Here is a 16,060-nt window from a genome sequence, read left to right as displayed (position 1 = left end):
GGGCTCGAGGGACGGGGCCGGCTGGTGTCAGGCCGACGGCCGCCCGGGACCGGGTCGGACCGAGGTCAGGCGCACTTCGTCGTGCTGGTGGCGGTCCCGTTGTTGGTGGAGACCTTGGTGCACGTGGACGAGAAGATGCCCGAGATCATGCCGCCGAAGAGGAAGACGACGGCGACGATGAGGGCGGCGATGCCGGCGACGAGGAGGCCGTACTCGACGGCGGAGGCGCCGTCGTCGTTGCGGCGGGCGGTGGCGGAACGAAAGAGCTCGAGCATGATGGTGTCCCCTCGGGTGATGGTGGGCGTGTCCTGGTGACCCGCTAGGACAACGTTCTCAAAACGGACGAATCCCGACATCAGGTGTCCGGTTGATTGTGAATAGTCCCTGTGGGTGATGCATGTATTAGTCACCTTGGAAGGACTCGGCACACATGAGATCGAGCCCGGCCCGGTCACCGTGAGGTGACGCGGACCGGGCTCGAGGGACGACGACCCACCACCCCCCGGTGTCGCCGACGCGGTGCTCGGCCACGTCGGCCAGGGGCCGTCGTCCGGGTCCTGCGCACGTGGTTGCGCAGGAGATGTGGTGGCAGGGCCTACCGGGAGATCGGCAGGTGCCCGTGCGAGGGTGAGGTCGTCAGCACTTGGAGTTGGCGGCGGCGGTGCCCTTGCCCGCGATGGTGCCGCAGGTGTTGTTGAAGATGCCGGAGATCATGCCGCCGAAGAGGAAGACGACGGCGACGATGAGGGCGGCGATGCCGGCGACGAGCAGGCCGTACTCGACGGCGGAGGCGCCGTCGTCGTTGCGGCGGGCGGTGGCGGAGCGGAAGAACTCGAGCATGGTGGTGTCCCCTCGGGTGGTGGTGGCGAGCCCCGGTGGCCCGCTTGGGATAAGTCTCTCAAATCAGACGAATATGGACATTAGGTGTTCGGTCAGACCTGGGTAGTCCGTCCGGGTCATCTCGGGCTAGTCCACGTGGGGCGGGAGGTCGTCGGTGCGGGTGCCTCCTGGTGGAGACGCAGTCGCGCCCGGCCCGGCCACCGAGAGGTGACCGCGCCGGGCGCGACGGGTGGCGATCGATGCGTGCTCGACGACTCCAGCTCAGCAGGTGCCGGTGGTGGTGGCGGTGCTGGCGGAGCCGGCCTTCACCTTGCCGCAGGTGTTGTTGAAGATGCCGGTGATCATGCCGCCGAAGAGGAAGACGACGGCGACGATGAGGGCGGCGATGCCGGCGACGAGCAGGCCGTACTCGACGGCGGAGGCGCCGTCGTCGTTGCGGCGGACGGTGGCGGAGCGGAAGAACTCGAGCATCGTGGTGTCCCCTCGGGAAGTAGTCGGCCGACCCTGTGGTCCGCGTGAGACAACTCTCCTAAATCAGACTATTCGGAACATCGGACGTCCAGTCGGTTCGCCATGACCCAGATGGGTGATTTGTCCGTAGTCCTCCGGGGTGGCCGACGTGAACGCGGTCGCGCCCGGCCCGGCACCGCGAGAGGGTGCCGGACCGGGCGCGTGAGGTGTCAAGAACCACGGGTCCCGATGTGTCGCGTGGGTGTCGCTCGGCCGTGACGTCAGGGCCGCGGTTCGGCCCTGCGTGCGGGGTCACGCAGGGGCGGTCTGGCGGTCGCCTAGCAGTTGCCGGTGGTGGTCGCGGAGCTGGCGGAGCCGGCGTTGACCTTGGCGCAGGTGTTGTTGAAGATGCCGGTGATCATGCCGCCGAAGAGGAAGACGACGGCGACGATGAGGGCGGCGATGCCGGCGACGAGCAGGCCGTACTCGACGGCGGAGGCGCCGTCGTCGTTGCGGCGGGCGGTGGCGGAGCGGAAGAACTCGAGCATGGTGGTTTCCCCTTGGATGTAGTGGCCGACAGACCGAGCTGCGACGGTTGCGTGGAACAAGTGTCGCAAAACGGACAAGCCGGGGCATCCCCTTTTCAGAAAAACCTCTGGTCGCCACGGGTGGTTCTGAGGTAGTCCGTTCGGGTGGTCACCCGCCCGCGGACTCCCCGATCAGACCCAGGCGCATGGCCGTCATCAGGGCCTGGGCTCGGTTGGCGGCCCCGAGCTTGTCGTAGATGCGACCGATGTGGCTCTTGGCAGTGGACTCGCTGAGGAAGAGGCGGCTCGCGATCCCGGACACCCCGAGGCCCTCGGCGAGCAGGTCGAGCACCTGGCGCTCGCGATCGGTCAACCGCGGGGCCGAGGTGCGGCGGCGTCGCAGCAGCGCGGCCGGGAGGTCGGCGCAGGCGAAGGTCAGGGGGGCCGTGGCGGCCTGGCGCGCGGCGCTGAGGACGTGGGCGGTGGGCGAGTCCTTGCCGACGAACGCGGAGGCGCCGGCGTCCATGGCGGCGAAGAGCTGCTCGTCCCCGGCGTACATCGTGAGCACGACGAGGCCCATCGATCGGCTCTCCTGACGCAGCGAGCGCACGAGGTCGAGACCGGAGCCGTCGGGCAGCCGGACGTCGGTGACCACGACGTCGGGGCTCAGCTCGTGCGCCCGTGCCAGTCCGTCGGTGACCGTGGCGGACTGTCCCACCACCTCGAACCCGGTGGCCCGGGCGAAGGCTCCTGCCAGTCCCTGGCGGATGAGCTCGTGGTCGTCGATCAGCAGCACGGTGGTCATGACGGTCCGCAGGCGGGGGATGCCTGGCCTCCAGGACGAGGCTAGCGGGGCGAGGAGCCGACGCGGACCAGGACGCGCGTGCCCGGCGCCGACGGCTCCGGAGCCTCGACGAGCAGGTCCGCACCCACGCTGCGGGCGCGCTCGCGCATGATGGCCAGGCCCTGGGAGTCGGGCCGCGGGTCGTGGGGCCTGGTGCCGTCGTCGCACACCTCGATCTCGGCGTACGGCGACCGCACGGTGCACCGCAGCCACAGGTTGTCGGCGCGGGCGTGCTTGCGGGCGTTGGCCATCGCCTCCTGGGCGATCCGCAGCAGCTCCAGCTCCACGTCGCCGGGGAGCCGGGGCCCGTCCTCGTCGAGGGTCACGTGCACGGCCATGGAGGAGGTGGCGCTCACCTGGTTGGCGTACGCCGAGAGGCTCTCGCCCAGCCCGGCGCCGGCGTCGATCTCGTGCCGGAGGTCGAAGATGGAGTGCCGCAGCTCGGTGACGATGCGGGTCAGCTCGGAGCGGAGCACGCCCAGCTGCTGCTCGAGCACGGGGTCGTGGGCGCCGGCGGCGAGGTTGTCCACCAGGTAGCCCAGGGAGGCCACGTCCTGGGCGATCCCGTCGTGCACCTCGCGCGCGATCCGCTGCCGCTCCTGGCTGGTGGCCGCGTCGCGCACCCGACCGAACAGCAGCGCGGCCTGCAGCTGCACGGCGTGCAGCCCCAGGCGTCGCCGGAGGTCGACGGCGACGGAGGTGTCGACCGGGGTGAGCGACTCCAGCACCAGGACCGCGATCATCTCGTCGTTGGCGGAGAGCGGGATCGCCGTGCGGTGCTCGCGCAGCATCATGGCGTCGTACTCCCAGCAGCGGGCCGACAGCTCCTCGGCCCAGGTCATCGCGCCGGCCTGGGTCCCCGCGCTGTAGCGGACCGGGACCATCGCGCCCGAGGGCGAGCGGACGAAGACCCCGGCGGCACGGGTCGGGACCGTCTCCGCGGCCTCGGTCATGACCCGTTCGGCGATGCTGACCGGGTCCAGGCCGCCCGTGAGCCGCCCCGAGAGCGCCTCGAGCCTGCGGATCAGCCCGACCGCGCTGCGGTAGGAGCCCTCGCTGTCCGGCGCGGGTGCGGCGGGGCGGCGGGCCCGCAGGCCGAGCAGCCCGAGGCCCACCGCGGTGGCCAGCCACGTGAGCGCGTTCGAGGCCATCGCCCGGTCGATGGTCTGGGGCATCGCCACCCAGACGGCGAGCAGGGTCAGGAACTCCGGGACCACGACCCGCACCAGGCCGGGCCAGCCGAGGTCGAGGGACCCGAGCAGGGCGGGGATGACCAGGTAGGGGACCACCGTCGCCTCGTGCGGGTGCCCCACACCGGCGACCACGGCCACGGCGAACCCCTCGACGACCGCGATCGTCCACTGGGGCCAGGGCGTCCTCCACGACAGCAGGAGCGCCGTGAGCGCCACGACCAGGAGGGCCAGGGCACCCACGAGGTAGTCCGGGCCCGCCAGCGCGGCCAGGGAGGTGAGGGTGGCGAGGGTGAAGACGCGGGCGGCGACGGCCACCCGGGTCAGCTCGGTCACTTCATCCCTGAGAAGTTGTTCATGATCGAGATGCCGGCCGGCCCCAGGACCGCGATGAACAGGCACGGCAGGATGCAGAAGATCAGCGGGACCAGGATCTTGACGGGGACCTTCTGGGCCATCTCCTCGGCCCACTGGCGGCGCTTGGTGCGGATCTCGGTCGACTGCACCCGCAGGACCTGACCCACCGGGATGCCGAAGGCGTCGGCCTGCACCATCGCGCTGACGAAGGACCGGAGGTCGGGCAGGCTCGTGCGCTCGGCCAGCCCGCGCAGGGCCTCGGACCGACCGCGGCCGATCTGCATCTCCTGGAGCATGCGCTGGAACTCCTCGGCCAGGGGGCCCTCGGTGTTGCGGGCGACCTGGGACACCGCGGCGTCGAAGCCGAGACCCGACTCCACCGAGATCGTGAGCAGGTCGATGGCGTCCGGCAGGGCCCGCTGGAGCTGCTCGGCGCGGTCGTGCGCCTTCTGGTAGAGGAACATGTTGGGCGCGTGGTAGCCCGCCAGCGAGGCACCCACGACGAAGAGCAGGGTGACGGGGAACGACAGCCCCATCAGCAGCGACAGCAGCAGCGCCACGACCAGGGCCGCTGCGAAGCCGACCACCTTGCCCGACATCACGCGCTCGACGGTCCAGCCGGCGGGGTTGCCGGCCTGCTCGAGCTTCTCCCGGATGCGGTCGTTGGCGTCGTGGGGGGTGAACCGTCGACCGATGCCCTGCGCCCGGGTGAGCAGCGGGAAGAGCACGCGGTCGGAGAAGGGCAGGTCGAGCTCGTCCTGCATCTCCTCGGGCGCCGAGGTCAGGGCCTCCAGCACCGCGAGCGACCGGTTCACGCCGGTCTGCTCGCGGGTGAGCCCACCGACCAGGGCGGTCATCACGAACAGCGCCGCGAAGATCAGGCCCACGCCGACCAGGAGCACCACGGTGGTCATCAGACGTCCACCTTCGCGACCTTGGACATCCACAGGACGCCGACCCCGAGCAGGATCGCCATGCCCACGCACAGGACCCACCCGATCGGGGTGGAGAAGAGCGGGTGCACGTAGAGCGGCTTGCTCAGGGTCAGGTAGATCAGGAACACCGGCGGCAGGCCGCCCAGGATGTACGCCGAGAGCCGGCCCTCCGCGGAGAGGGCACGCACGTGCCGGCGCAGGTACTCCCGCTCGCGCAGGGTCGCCGCGACCGTCAGCAGCAGCTCGGCCAGGTTGCCGCCCACCTCGCGCTGGATCTTGATCGCCATCACCACCCACTCGAAGTCGCGGCTCTCCATGCGCTTGGCCACGCCCTCGAGCGAGTCCTCGATCGGGACCCCGAGCCGGCTCTCGACGATGACGCGCTTGAGCTCGCCGCTGATCGGCTCGCCGCCCTCCTTGACGATCGTGTCGATCGACTGGGCCAGCGACAGGCCCGCCGAGAGGCTGCCCGACATCAGCTGGAGGGTGTCGGCCAAGCCGGTCGAGAACGCCTTGAGCCGCTTGGAGCGCTTGCGGCCCAGGTAGACCCAGCCGCCGACGGCACCCAGCAGGATCCCCAGCAGAGCGCCGAGGATGCTGCCGCCCGAGACCAGCAGCCCGAACAGCCCGGCCACGACCGTGACGCCGGCGTGGACGAGCAACCACTCGGCCGGCTTGAGCGCCATGCCGGCGCCCTCCAGCCGGGCGGCGATCTTGGCCTCGAGCGAGGCGTTGCTGGCCAGGGCGCGCTGCGCCGCCTGGCGCGCCTGGTCGGCGATCGACGACGGGCTCTCGACCCCCGTGCGCGAGCCGCTGCCGTCGCCGCCCGCGGTGAAGACGCCGTAGGCCTTCATCTGCTCCGCGATGGCTGCTTCCTTGCTCAGCTTGGGCCCGGCCATGGCCAGCGTCAGCAGCACGCCGACCACGCCCAGCCCCATGGCGCCCACGCCGGCGAAGACGGCCACCTGGGGGATGACCAGGCCGTGCAGCCCCTGGGCCGTGACGGGCACGGGGGCACTGGCCGCCGCGCGCTTGACCGGCGCGGCGGCACGCACCGGCAGGTAGGCCTGGGCCGACACGGTGCCGGTGTCGAGCGGCACGCTGACCCGGACGTCGGCGCTCGTGGCGGACCCTGCGGGCACGGTCGCGGTCACGACCAGCTGGCGGGCCAGGGCGTCGGCCTCGCCGGCGAAGGCCGTGGTCAGGGCGGCCGGGTTGGCCGCGCTGATCACCCGGCCCCGGCCCGAGGCGGCCAGGATGGTGAGCGTCTGGTTGGCCTGGTCGCCCTGCTCGAGGGAGACCACGTCGAGGTTGACGCCGGAGGCCTTGACCGCCTTGGCGGTGTCGACCAGCGAGGTCGAGGTGGTGTCCTTGCCGTCGGACAGGACGAGCACCGAGCGCTGGCCGGTCGAGCTGCCGGCCGCCTTCACGGCGCCCAGCACCCCGGCGTACAGGGCGGTGTTGCGGGTCAGGGTGACCCCGTCCACGGCCGTGCGGGCGGCGCCGCGGTCGAGGGTGGGCGGCACGAGGACCCGCACCCGGTCGTCGAAGGTCACGACCCCGACCTCGACGTTGGCGGGGACGGTGGCGAGGAAGGTGGTGGCGGCCTTCTTGGCGGCCGCGATGCGCGGACCGCGCATGCTGTCGCTGGTGTCGACGGCCAGGATGGTCGTACGCCGGACTGCGTTGCTGGAGGCCGCGCTCGCGGCCTTCGCCGCCACGGGCTTGCCGCCCAGCACGACCTTCACGCCGGACATGTCGACGGTGCCGGTCGGCGGCACCGAGACCAGCAGCCGGACCGAGCCCGAGCCCGGCTGGGCGTGGTCGATGCTGGCGCCGGCGGCCTGGTCCGCCGCGGTCGCGGTCGGGCCGAGGGTGGCGAGCGCGCCGAGGACGACGAGGGAGAACCCTGCCGCTGTGCGCCGGAGCGGCGGGACCCTCACCGGAACTCCCGGGTGGAGAACACGCGGGGGTCGACGCTCACGTTGTTGTGGGCCATCTTCTCCAGGAACTTCGGCCGCAGGCCGGTGGCGCGCAACGAGCCCATGGACTTGCCGTCGGCGTCGAACCCGGCGGAGTTGTCGAACAGGAAGATGTCCTGGAGCGTGATGATGTCGCCCTCCATCCGCTCGACCTCGGTCACGTGGGTGATCCGGCGGGTGCCGTCCTTGAGACGGGCCTGGTGGACGATCAGGTCGACCGCGGCCGCCACCTGCTCGCGGATGGCGCGCACGGGCAGGTCCATGCCGGCCATCAGGACCAGCGTCTCCAGGCGGGAGCAGGTGTCGCGGGGACCGTTGGAGTGGACGGTGCAGATCGAGCCGTCGTGGCCGGTGTTCATGGCCTGGAGCATGTCCAGGGCCGAGGAGTCGCGGACCTCGCCCACGACGATGCGGTCGGGCCGCATGCGCAGGGAGTTGCGGACCAGGTCGCGGATGGTGACCGCGCCCTTGCCCTCGATGTTGGCCGGACGGGACTCCAGGCGCACGACGTGGTCCTGCTTGAGCTGGAGCTCGGCGGCGTCCTCGATGGTGACGATGCGCTCGTCGGAGGGGATGAAGGAGGACAGCACGTTCAGCGTGGTGGTCTTGCCGGCACCGGTGCCGCCGGAGACCACGACGTTGAGGCGTCCGCGCACGCAGGCGTCGAGGAAGTCGGCGGTGCTCTCGCTCAGCGAGCCGAAGCGGATCAGGTCCCGCACCGTCAGCGGGTCCTTGGCGAACTTGCGGATCGTCAGGGAGCTGCCGTCGATGGCCAGGGGCGGCACGACCGCGTTCACGCGGCTGCCGTCGGGCAGGCGGGCGTCGACCATCGGGGAGGACTCGTCGACGCGTCGTCCGATCCGGGAGACGATCTTGTCGATCGTGCGACGCAGGTGGGCCTCGTCCTTGAAGGTCCCGTCGACCTTGACCAGCTTGCCCTTGCGCTCGAGCCAGATGTCGAAGGGTCCGTTGACCATCACCTCGGCGACGTCGTCGTCGCGCAGGTAGGTCTCGATCGGCCCCAGCCCGAGGATGTCGTCGGAGATGTCCTGGGTGATCCGCTCGCGGTCGGCGCGGGTGAGCGGTCGGTTGGTGCCCGCGAGCACGTCGGCGAGGACGGCGCGCACCCGCGTCTCCAGCTCGACGACGTCCATCGTGGAGTCGTAGAGCTGCGGTCCGAGCTGCTGGAGGAGCTCGGTGTGGACGCTCTCCTTGAGGTCGGTGAACCGGTCCTTGGCTGCCTCGATGCGCTGGCTGGCCGAGGGGCCGTTGCCGGGGGAGGCCGCTCGCTGCGCGCCCGGCCGGGGGTCCGAGGTCGCGGCGCCGGGGGTCTCGCGGGCCGTCGTGCGGGCCTCGGGCCGGTCGGCCGTGGCGCCGGTGGGGTCGGGCTCGGTGCCGACCTCCGTGCGGGCACCCCGGTCGTGCGCGAGTCCGTCGCCCGGGGGAGCCGGCGGGGTCGCCAGGGCGGCGACCGCAGGTGCGGCGGCCAGCGTCGCGGGCGTGGTCGTGGGGACGGGGGGTGCGCCCCCGGCGGCCGCCCCGGCGAGGGCGGGGTCGGGGGTGGTCGGGCCGCCCTCGCGGTGCCGGTTGAGCGCGGCGAGCCGGTCGCTGAGGCTGCTCATCGGGCCACCTTCTTGCGGGACCGGCCGAACAGCCCGCGCTTGGTCGGGGCGCTGGCCAGGTCGGCCTCGCTGCCCATCAGCTCGCGGGCCAGCGCGGTGATGGCCAGCGACACCGGGTGGTCCGGCTTGGAGGCCACGATCGGGTCGCCGTGGTTGGTGGCCGAGGCCACCGCCAACGAGCTCGGCAGCGCGGCGGCGACCTTGCAGGACAAGATGTCCTCGACGTGGGCGATCGAGAGGCCCACCTCGTCGTCGGCCCGGTTCAGGACCAGGTGGCGGTGGTCGCGCAGCAGGTGCAGCAGGTCCAGGGTCTCCAGGGCCACCTTGGTGTTCTTGACCGTGGGCACGTCCAGGGTGGCCACCACGACGCACTCGTCGGTCTCGTCGAAGGCGCCGAGGACCTGGTCGTCGAACCCCGGCGGGGTGTCGATCACCACGAAGTCGAACCGGGCCCGCAGGATCTGCACCACCCGGCGCACGAGCGAGGCGGGGATGCGGTCGCGGCCCTCCGGGTGGGTGGGGGCGGCGAGGATGGACAGGCCGCTGGTGTGACGGGTCAGCAGCGACTGCAGCAGGGCGTCGTCGAGGTCGGCCTCGGAGTCGGCGGCGTCGGCGATCGTGTGCGAGGGGATCAGCTGCAGGGTGATGGCCACGTCGCCGAAGGCGAGGTCGAGGTCCAGCACGCAGACCTGGGCGCCGAGCCGGGTGAGGGCGAGCCCGAGGTTGACCGACATCGTCGTCTTGCCCACGCCGCCCTTGGGGGAGAACACGGTCAGGACGCGTCCCTCGCGGTCCGCGGCCGGTCCGCCGTGCAGGGCCTCGTAGGCCTGCTTGGCCCGGGCGAGGGCCGCTCCGAGGCCCGCGTGGTCGTCGGCGGCGACGACGGCGCCGATGCCCGAGGCCATCGCCTGGGCGTAGACCTCGGGGGCCAGGTCGTGGCGCAGCAGCACCACGGCGGTGGCCGGGTGCGTCAGGCGGACCGCCTCGGCCAGGCCGGTCGCGGTGACCAGGTCCAGGGTCGGACCGAGGACGAGGACGTAGTCGCCGCGGCCGCTGAGCCACCCGTGGGCCTCCTCACCGCGGGCGACGACGTGCGAGCCCGCGGGGAGTGCGGCAGCCAGGACACCGGCGGTGGTGGTGTCGGGCTCGACGAGGAGGGGCATCGGAGTTCCTTCGTGCGTCAGCGGAACAGGTTGGCCATGGAGACCCCGCCGGAGGCGGAGACCTGCGAGTCGTTGTTCAGCAGGCCGACCGAGATGTCGCCGTTCTGGGCGGCGAAGAGGACCTTCTCGGCCTCGTCCTGGGTCAGGGCCAGGGTGATCAGCGTCTTGGGCAGCTCGTCGGTGGTCTGGGCCCCGTCGGCCGCGGTCTTGGTCGTGGAGATGCTCGTGGTGGTGCCGACACCGATGACCTGGACGCTGGGCAGCAGCATCCGGGTGAAGGGACCCTTGGTGGCGTTGCCGGACATGAAGACGGTGACCTTGTCGCCGGGGTTCACGAACCCGGCCACGCGGGCCGGGTCGGTGAGGTTGACTGAGACCGCCAGGCGTCCCTTCGGGATGGTCAGCCCGGTCGTCGCCGATCCGCTGGCCCCGAACTTGCCGGCCACCAGCTGCTCGCCGGGCAGGATCGTCGTGGTCGCGACCTTGTCCGCCACGCTGTCCAGGGTGGTCAGGGCACCGGCCAGGACGTCCTGCTGGCTGATCGGCCCGCTGCTGATCTTGCCGGCAGCCTGGGCGGCCGCGACCGTCTCGCCCGGGTCGATCTGCTTGGTCGCGCGCAGCACCGTGACGGCGGCGTACCGCTCGTCAGCGCGGGTGTCGGCCCCGTGCACGTAGAGGAACACCAGCAGCGTGCCGAGGGCCGCGATGACGGCGGCCACGGCGAGCAGCACTTTCCTGCGATCCATGAGTCTGCGACCTTCTCGGGGGGTGGGGGCCTCCGGGCCGGTCCGGCGAGTGCCGCCCGGCCCGTTCCAGGTGGTCACCAGGTGTGGTGACGTGAGACAGATTGCCCCACTCGAGTCCGATTTGTCCGCCGATTCCGAACAACTCCCGGACTGGCGGCGCAGCACCCGCCGCCTGGTCTAGGCCGGAGCGTGGGAGGGGCGGCCTCAGCGGAGGTAGAGGGCCTCGATGTCGTCGGCGTGCTGGCGCACCACCACGGCCCGTCGCAGCTTCAGGCTGGGGGTCAGCTGGCCGCCCTCCTCGGTCCAGCTCACGGGCAGCACGGCGAAGCGGCGCACCGACTCCGCCTTGGAGACCGCGCCGTTGGCCTCCTCGACGGCTGCCTCGATCTCGGCCCGGAGATCGGGGTCGGTGGACAGGCGGGCCAGGTCGCCCGATTTGCCGCGGCGCTCGGCCCACTCCGGGAGGGTCTCGGGATCCAGGGTGACCAGGGCCGCGACGAACGGCTGCCCGTCCCCGACCACCATGCACTGGTCGACCAGGAGGTGGGCACGCAGCCGGTCCTCCAGGACGGCGGGGGAGACGTTCTTGCCGCCCGCCGTCACCAGGATCTCCTTCTTGCGTCCGGTGATCCGCACGAAGCCCTCGTCGTCGATCTCGCCGACGTCGCCGGTGTGGAACCAGCCGCGCGGGTCGCTCACGGCGGCGGTGGCCTCGTCGTCGTGCCAGTAGCCGGCGAACACCTGGTCGCCCCGGAACAGCAGCTCGCCGTCGTCGGCGACGCGCACGCTCGCCCCGGGGAGCGGTCGACCGACGGTGCCGATCTTGAGGGCGTCGGGGAGGTTGACGCACAGCGCGGCCGTGGTCTCGGTCAGTCCGTAGCCCTCGAGCACCGTCACCCCGACGCCGCGGTAGAAGTGACCCAGGCGCTCGCCCAGGGGGGCGCCGCCGGAGACGGCGTACCGGCAGTGGCCGCCGAGGGCCACGCGCAGGCGTCGGTAGACCAGGGCGTCGTACAGGCGGTGACGGGCGCGCAGCACCAGGCCCACGCGGCCGGTGTCCTGGGCCCGCGACCACGCGATCGCCGTCGACACGGCCTGGTCGAAGACGCGGCCGCGGCCGTCGACGACGGCCCGCTGGGAGGCGGTGTTGAACACCTTCTCGAACACGCGCGGGACCGCCAGGACGAAGGTGGGGCCGAACCCGGCGAGGTCCTCGGTGAGGTGCTTGAGGTCCGCGGAGTGCCCCAGCCGCACCCGTGCCCGGATGCTGCCCACCTGGATGACCCGGGCGAAGACGTGGGCCAGGGGCAGGAAGAGCAGCGTCGACGCCGGGGCGCCGGGCGCGGGCTCCTCGTCCGGCCCGTCCTCGCCGTCCCCCGAGGGTCCGTCCGCGAAGACCTCGTGGAGCTCCTCGAGGGCGACGCCGACCTCGTCCATGAAGTTGCCGTGGGTGAGCATGCAGCCCTTGGGGCGGCCGGTGGTGCCCGAGGTGTAGACGATGGTCGCGAGGTCGCCCGGACCCGCCTGCGCGCGGCGCGACTCGAGCTCCTCGTCGCTGACGTCCTCGCCCAGCGTGCGCAGCAGCTCGAGGCCGCGGCCCTCGATCGACCAGGCGTGGTGCAGCTCGGGCAGCCGCCCGCGGACCTCGGTGAGCCGGTGGGCGTGGTCGGGGGTCTCGGTCACGACGGCGCGGGCGCCGGAGTCGGCCAGGATCCACTCGAGCTGCTCGGCGCTCGAGGTCTCGTAGACGGGCACCGTGACGGCGCCTGCGAACCAGATCGCGTAGTCGAGCAGGGTCCACTCGTAGCGCGTGCGCGACATCAGCCCGACCCGCTCCCCGGGCTCCAGGCCCGCGGCGACCAGCCCCTTGGCCACGGAGCGCACCTCGGAGAGGAACGCGCGCGCGGTGACGTCGACCCAGCCCGAGCCGGAGACCGACGCCGGGCCGGGCTGGCGGGGGCCGTGCGGCTCGCGCCGCGCGAGCACGACGGCAGCGGGGTGCTCGGTGCCGTTGCGGACGACGTCGTCGGTCAGGTTGCCGGTCGTGGCGGCGGCGACCCGCCGGGCCGTGGAGTACTCGCGCACGCGTGCTGCACCTTCCTGGGGGCGGTCGAGCGAGGAGCCTGACCGGCGTACGACGCCCGGAGGCGAGCCGACCGCCGCCACCGTACCCGCACCTCGCGCCGGGGCGCCGCCGGTGCCGAGACGGTCCGCTAGCCTGGCCCGACCCCGCCGTCCGGCGCGTCGCCCGGCCCGTCGTCCAGCCCGTCGCCGAGCCCGTCGTACAGCCGGTCGTCCAGCACCCCGATCCGCTTCCCGCGGTCGACCACGTCAGGAACCGAGATGTCCGAGCAGACCACCTCCAGCATCCAGATCGACGCCGGTCCCGCCGAGGTCATGGCCGTCATCGCCGACTTCCCGGCCTACCCCGAGTGGGCCCAGGGGATGAAGGAGGCACGCGTCCTGGACACCGCCCCCGACGGTCGCGCGCAGCGCGTGCACTTCGAGCTCGAGGCCTCGCCGATCAAGGACTCCTACGTGCTGGCCTACGACTGGCACGGCGACTCCTCGGTCACCTGGCACCTGGTCGAGGGCAAGATGCTCAAGGCCATGACCGGGGCCTACGAGCTGCGTCCGGCCGCGGACGGCGCCACCGAGGTGACCTACCGCCTCGCGGTCGACCTGAGCATCCCGATGATCGGCATGCTGCGCCGCAAGGCCGAGAAGGTCATCATCGACACCGCCCTGAAGGGCCTGAAGAAGCGCGTCGAGTCGCGCGCCTGAGTGGTGCCGCAGCCGACCTCCGACCAGACGCCCGACGCGAGCCCCCTCGTGGACGACGGGGCGGGCCCGCGCATCGTGCTGTTCACCGGCAAGGGCGGCGTCGGCAAGACCACCAGCGCCGCGGGCACGGCCGCCCTCGCCGCCCGCGAGGGGCGGCGGACGCTGGTGCTCTCCACCGACGCCGCGCACTCCCTGGGTGACGCCTTCGGGGTCCCGGTCGGGTCCGAGCCGTGCGAGGTCCAGCCCGACCTGTGGGTCCACCAGGTCGACGTCCAGCGCCGGTTCGAGCGGTCCTGGAGCGAGATCCAGGGCTACCTGCGCTCGGTCCTCGACGCCGCGGGCGTCGATCCGATCACCGCGGAGGAGCTGACCGTCATCCCGGGCGCCGAGGAGGTGCTCGCGCTCCTGGAGCTGCGGTCGCACGTGCTCAGCGGCCGGTGGGACGTGGTCGTGGTCGACTGCGCACCGACGGCGGAGACGCTGCGGCTGCTGGCCCTGCCCGAGGCCCTGAACTGGTACATGACCCGCGTCTTCGGGGTCCAGCGGCGGGTGGTGAAGGCGCTGCGCCCGGTGCTGTCGCGGGCCGCCGGGGTGCCGATGCCGGAGGACTCGGTCTTCGAGGCGGTCGAGCGCCTGCACCGCGACCTGGAGGAGGTGCAGCGGCTGCTCACCGGGCCCGGCGCCACCGTGCGTCTGGTGCTCACCCCGGAGACGGTCGTGGTGGCCGAGGCCCGGCGCTCGCTGACGACCCTGTCCCTCTACGGCTACCGCGTGGACGGGGTGGTGGCCAACCGGGTCTTCCCCGAGGGCGGCGACGACCCGTGGCGCAACGCGTGGGTCGAGTCCCAGCGCGCGGTGCTGGCCGAGGTGCGCCAGTCCTTCGTCGACCTGCCGGTGTGGCGCTCGGCGTACAGCGCCCGCGAGCCGGTCGGTGCCGCCGACCTCGCGGCGTTCGCCGAGGCGGCGTACGCCGGCCACGACCCGCTCGCCGCCCCCACCGGCGACGGACCCATGACGATCACCCGGACCGCGGGCGGCGCGGTCCTGCGCATCGCCCTGCCGTTCGCCCAGCGCGAGGACGTCGACCTCGCGCGGCACGGGGACGAGCTGGTCGTCACGGTCGGCTCCTACCGCCGCCTGCTCACCCTGCCCGCGGCCCTGAGTCGGCACACGGTGACCGCCGCCCGCGTCGAGGACGGGTCGCTGCGGGTACGGTTCCGTTTCGACCAGGAGGAGCAGCAGCCGTGAGTGACGACGACCAGCCCGCCCCGGGGCCCGACCCGGCCGCGGCGCCCGGCGCTCCGCGGGACGAGGTCGGCAGCGTGGGCGAGGAGGCCGCCAAGCTGTTCGGCGTGCTCACCGACTGGGCCCGCGAGCAGGCCCCCCACGACCACGGCCCCCACGACCACGCCGGCCCGCACGCCCACGACGGCCCCACGGGGCCCACGGGGCCCACGGGGGAGGACTGCCACTGGTGCCCGGTGTGCCGGACGGCCCACCTGGTGCGGCGGACCAGCCCCGAGGTGAAGATGCACCTCGCGCAGGCGGCCAGCTCCCTGGTGCAGGCAGCGGCGGGCCTGCTCGCCACGCACACGGGCGAGCCACGGGCCGCGCAGGTGCAGAAGATCGATCTCGACGACGACTCCGACTGGGACGAGGACCAATGAGCGTGACCGTGGGTGTGGACATCGGCGGCACCAAGATCGCGGCCGGGCTCGTCGACGAGCACGGCCGCGTGCTGGCCCAGCACCGGGCGGTCTCCCCGGCCACGCAGCCGGCCGAGATCGTGCGCACCATCGGCGAGCTGGTGCGCCAGCTGACCACGCCCCTCGCGGGCTCGGGCACGGTCGTCGAGGCGGTCGGCGCCTCGGCCGCCGGCTTCGTGGACAAGCAGCGCGCCACCCTCGTCTTCGCCCCCAACCTGGCGTGGCGCGACGAGCCGCTCAAGAGCCACCTGGAGAAGGAGCTCGGGCTGCCGGTGGTGGTGGAGAACGACGCCAACGCCGCGGCCTGGGGCGAGTTCACCTTCGGCGCGGGCGAGGACATCGACAACCTGCTGATGCTCACCCTGGGCACCGGGGTCGGGGGCGGCATCGTGCTCGACGGCGCCCTGGCGCGCGGTGGCTTCGGCATGGGCGGCGAGGTCGGCCACATCACCCTGGTCCCGGGCGGCGTGCGCTGCGGGTGCGGCCGGCTCGGCTGCCTGGAATCCTACGGGTCCGGCTCGGCGCTGGTCCGGGTCACCCGCGAGCAGGCCGCCGCCCACCCCGGCCGCGCCTCCGGCCTGCTCGAGCGCGCCGGCGGCGACGCCACCGGCATCGACGGTCCGATGATCACGCTGGCCGCCCAGGAGGGCGACGCGTTCGCCCGGGAGCGGCTGGCCGAGCTGGGCGACTGGGTCGGGCAGGGGATCGCGACCCTGACCGCGGTCCTGGACCCCAACGTGGTCGTGATCGGCGGCGGCGTCGCCGAGGCCGGCGACCTGGTCCTCGACCCGATCCGGGAGTCCTTCGCGGCCCACGTCACCGCGGCCGGCCACCGGCCCATGCTCGAGGTGCGCCAGGCCGAGCTGGCCAACGCCGGCATGGTGGGCGTGGCCGACCTCGCCCGGAGGCGATGA

16 protein-coding genes are annotated in these 16,060 nt (G+C 72.7%); 4 read left to right on the top strand and 12 right to left on the bottom strand.

The window, feature by feature from the left end:
- Nucleotides 1–65: 65 nt before the first annotated feature.
- From ACYVDA_RS17625 to ACYVDA_RS17570, 12 genes are all read right to left on the bottom strand, one after another.
- Nucleotides 66–275 (bottom strand): Flp family type IVb pilin, encoded by a 210-nt coding sequence (locus tag ACYVDA_RS17625; RefSeq protein WP_460819764.1) that lies wholly within the window; start codon nt 273–275, stop codon nt 66–68.
- Between the two features lie 361 nt (nt 276–636).
- Entirely contained in the window at nt 637–840 is a 204-nt protein-coding gene (locus ACYVDA_RS17620; protein ID WP_460819762.1) for a Flp family type IVb pilin, read from the bottom strand.
- A 261-nt stretch (nt 841–1,101) separates the two neighbouring features.
- Complete coding sequence (locus ACYVDA_RS17615) at nt 1,102–1,311, bottom strand: Flp family type IVb pilin (RefSeq protein WP_460819761.1); 210 nt, start codon at nt 1,309–1,311, stop codon at nt 1,102–1,104.
- 317 nt (nt 1,312–1,628) lie between these two features.
- Entirely contained in the window at nt 1,629–1,838 is a 210-nt protein-coding gene (locus ACYVDA_RS17610; RefSeq protein ID WP_460819760.1) for a Flp family type IVb pilin, read from the bottom strand.
- Nucleotides 1,839–1,986: 148 nt separating this feature from the next.
- Nucleotides 1,987–2,622 carry a response regulator transcription factor gene (locus ACYVDA_RS17605; RefSeq protein ID WP_460819759.1) on the bottom strand — a complete coding sequence of 212 codons (636 nt, stop codon included), beginning with the start codon at nt 2,620–2,622 and terminating at the stop codon, nt 1,987–1,989.
- Between the two features lie 41 nt (nt 2,623–2,663).
- Entirely contained in the window at nt 2,664–4,187 is a 1,524-nt protein-coding gene (locus ACYVDA_RS17600; RefSeq protein WP_460819758.1) for a sensor histidine kinase, read from the bottom strand.
- The gene (locus tag ACYVDA_RS17595; protein WP_460819757.1) at nt 4,184–5,122 is read right to left on the bottom strand and encodes a type II secretion system F family protein; all 939 of its coding nucleotides are present in this window, start codon (nt 5,120–5,122) and stop codon (nt 4,184–4,186) included. Before ACYVDA_RS17595 ends, ACYVDA_RS17600 begins: the two co-directional genes overlap by 4 nt.
- On the bottom strand, nt 5,122–7,086 hold the full coding sequence (locus ACYVDA_RS17590; RefSeq protein ID WP_460819756.1) for a type II secretion system F family protein: 1,965 nt from the start codon (nt 7,084–7,086) through the stop codon (nt 5,122–5,124). The genes ACYVDA_RS17595 and ACYVDA_RS17590 overlap by 1 nt, the downstream gene beginning before the upstream one ends.
- Nucleotides 7,083–8,747, bottom strand: coding sequence for a CpaF family protein (locus ACYVDA_RS17585; RefSeq protein ID WP_460819755.1), 1,665 nt, complete (start codon nt 8,745–8,747; stop codon nt 7,083–7,085). Before ACYVDA_RS17585 ends, ACYVDA_RS17590 begins: the two co-directional genes overlap by 4 nt.
- Nucleotides 8,744–9,910, bottom strand: a complete 1,167-nt coding sequence (locus ACYVDA_RS17580) for an AAA family ATPase (protein WP_460819754.1) — start codon at nt 9,908–9,910, stop codon at nt 8,744–8,746. Before ACYVDA_RS17580 ends, ACYVDA_RS17585 begins: the two co-directional genes overlap by 4 nt.
- 17 nt (nt 9,911–9,927) lie before the next feature.
- Nucleotides 9,928–10,656, bottom strand: a complete 729-nt coding sequence (gene cpaB, locus ACYVDA_RS17575; RefSeq protein WP_460819753.1) for a Flp pilus assembly protein CpaB — start codon at nt 10,654–10,656, stop codon at nt 9,928–9,930.
- A gap of 204 nt (nt 10,657–10,860) precedes the next feature.
- The gene (locus tag ACYVDA_RS17570; protein ID WP_460819752.1) at nt 10,861–12,741 is read right to left on the bottom strand and encodes an AMP-dependent synthetase/ligase; all 1,881 of its coding nucleotides are present in this window, start codon (nt 12,739–12,741) and stop codon (nt 10,861–10,863) included.
- A 258-nt stretch (nt 12,742–12,999) separates the two neighbouring features.
- Between ACYVDA_RS17570 and ACYVDA_RS17565 the strand changes: the two genes are divergently transcribed.
- The 4 genes from ACYVDA_RS17565 to ACYVDA_RS17550 are packed head-to-tail and all read left to right on the top strand — an operon-like array spanning nt 13,000 to nt 16,060.
- Complete coding sequence (locus tag ACYVDA_RS17565) at nt 13,000–13,440, top strand: SRPBCC family protein (protein WP_460819751.1); 441 nt, start codon at nt 13,000–13,002, stop codon at nt 13,438–13,440.
- 3 nt (nt 13,441–13,443) lie between these two features.
- The gene (locus ACYVDA_RS17560) at nt 13,444–14,688 is read left to right on the top strand and encodes an ArsA family ATPase (RefSeq protein ID WP_460819750.1); all 1,245 of its coding nucleotides are present in this window, start codon (nt 13,444–13,446) and stop codon (nt 14,686–14,688) included.
- Nucleotides 14,685–15,107, top strand: a complete 423-nt coding sequence (locus ACYVDA_RS17555; protein ID WP_460819749.1) for a hypothetical protein — start codon at nt 14,685–14,687, stop codon at nt 15,105–15,107. Before ACYVDA_RS17560 ends, ACYVDA_RS17555 begins: the two co-directional genes overlap by 4 nt.
- Nucleotides 15,104–16,060, top strand: coding sequence for an ROK family glucokinase (locus ACYVDA_RS17550; RefSeq protein WP_460819748.1), 957 nt, complete (start codon nt 15,104–15,106; stop codon nt 16,058–16,060). Before ACYVDA_RS17555 ends, ACYVDA_RS17550 begins: the two co-directional genes overlap by 4 nt.

This window comes from Nocardioides korecus, assembly GCF_054778395.1.
Note: the sequence above shows the minus strand (reverse complement) of the source record. Positions and strands in the feature narration are given on the sequence as shown.

Coding starts and splice junctions, on each gene's coding strand:
- ACYVDA_RS17580 (WP_460819754.1), bottom strand. CDS start 9,910: ATGCCCCTCCTCGTCGAGCCCGACACCACCACCGCCGGTGTCCTGGCT.
- ACYVDA_RS17605 (WP_460819759.1), bottom strand. CDS start 2,622: ATGACCACCGTGCTGCTGATCGACGACCACGAGCTCATCCGCCAGGGA.
- ACYVDA_RS17595 (WP_460819757.1), bottom strand. CDS start 5,122: ATGACCACCGTGGTGCTCCTGGTCGGCGTGGGCCTGATCTTCGCGGCG.
- ACYVDA_RS17585 (WP_460819755.1), bottom strand. CDS start 8,747: ATGAGCAGCCTCAGCGACCGGCTCGCCGCGCTCAACCGGCACCGCGAG.
- ACYVDA_RS17550 (WP_460819748.1), top strand. CDS start 15,104: ATGAGCGTGACCGTGGGTGTGGACATCGGCGGCACCAAGATCGCGGCC.
- ACYVDA_RS17610 (WP_460819760.1), bottom strand. CDS start 1,838: ATGCTCGAGTTCTTCCGCTCCGCCACCGCCCGCCGCAACGACGACGGC.
- ACYVDA_RS17625 (WP_460819764.1), bottom strand. CDS start 275: ATGCTCGAGCTCTTTCGTTCCGCCACCGCCCGCCGCAACGACGACGGC.
- ACYVDA_RS17565 (WP_460819751.1), top strand. CDS start 13,000: ATGTCCGAGCAGACCACCTCCAGCATCCAGATCGACGCCGGTCCCGCC.
- ACYVDA_RS17620 (WP_460819762.1), bottom strand. CDS start 840: ATGCTCGAGTTCTTCCGCTCCGCCACCGCCCGCCGCAACGACGACGGC.
- cpaB (WP_460819753.1), bottom strand. CDS start 10,656: ATGGATCGCAGGAAAGTGCTGCTCGCCGTGGCCGCCGTCATCGCGGCC.
- ACYVDA_RS17615 (WP_460819761.1), bottom strand. CDS start 1,311: ATGCTCGAGTTCTTCCGCTCCGCCACCGTCCGCCGCAACGACGACGGC.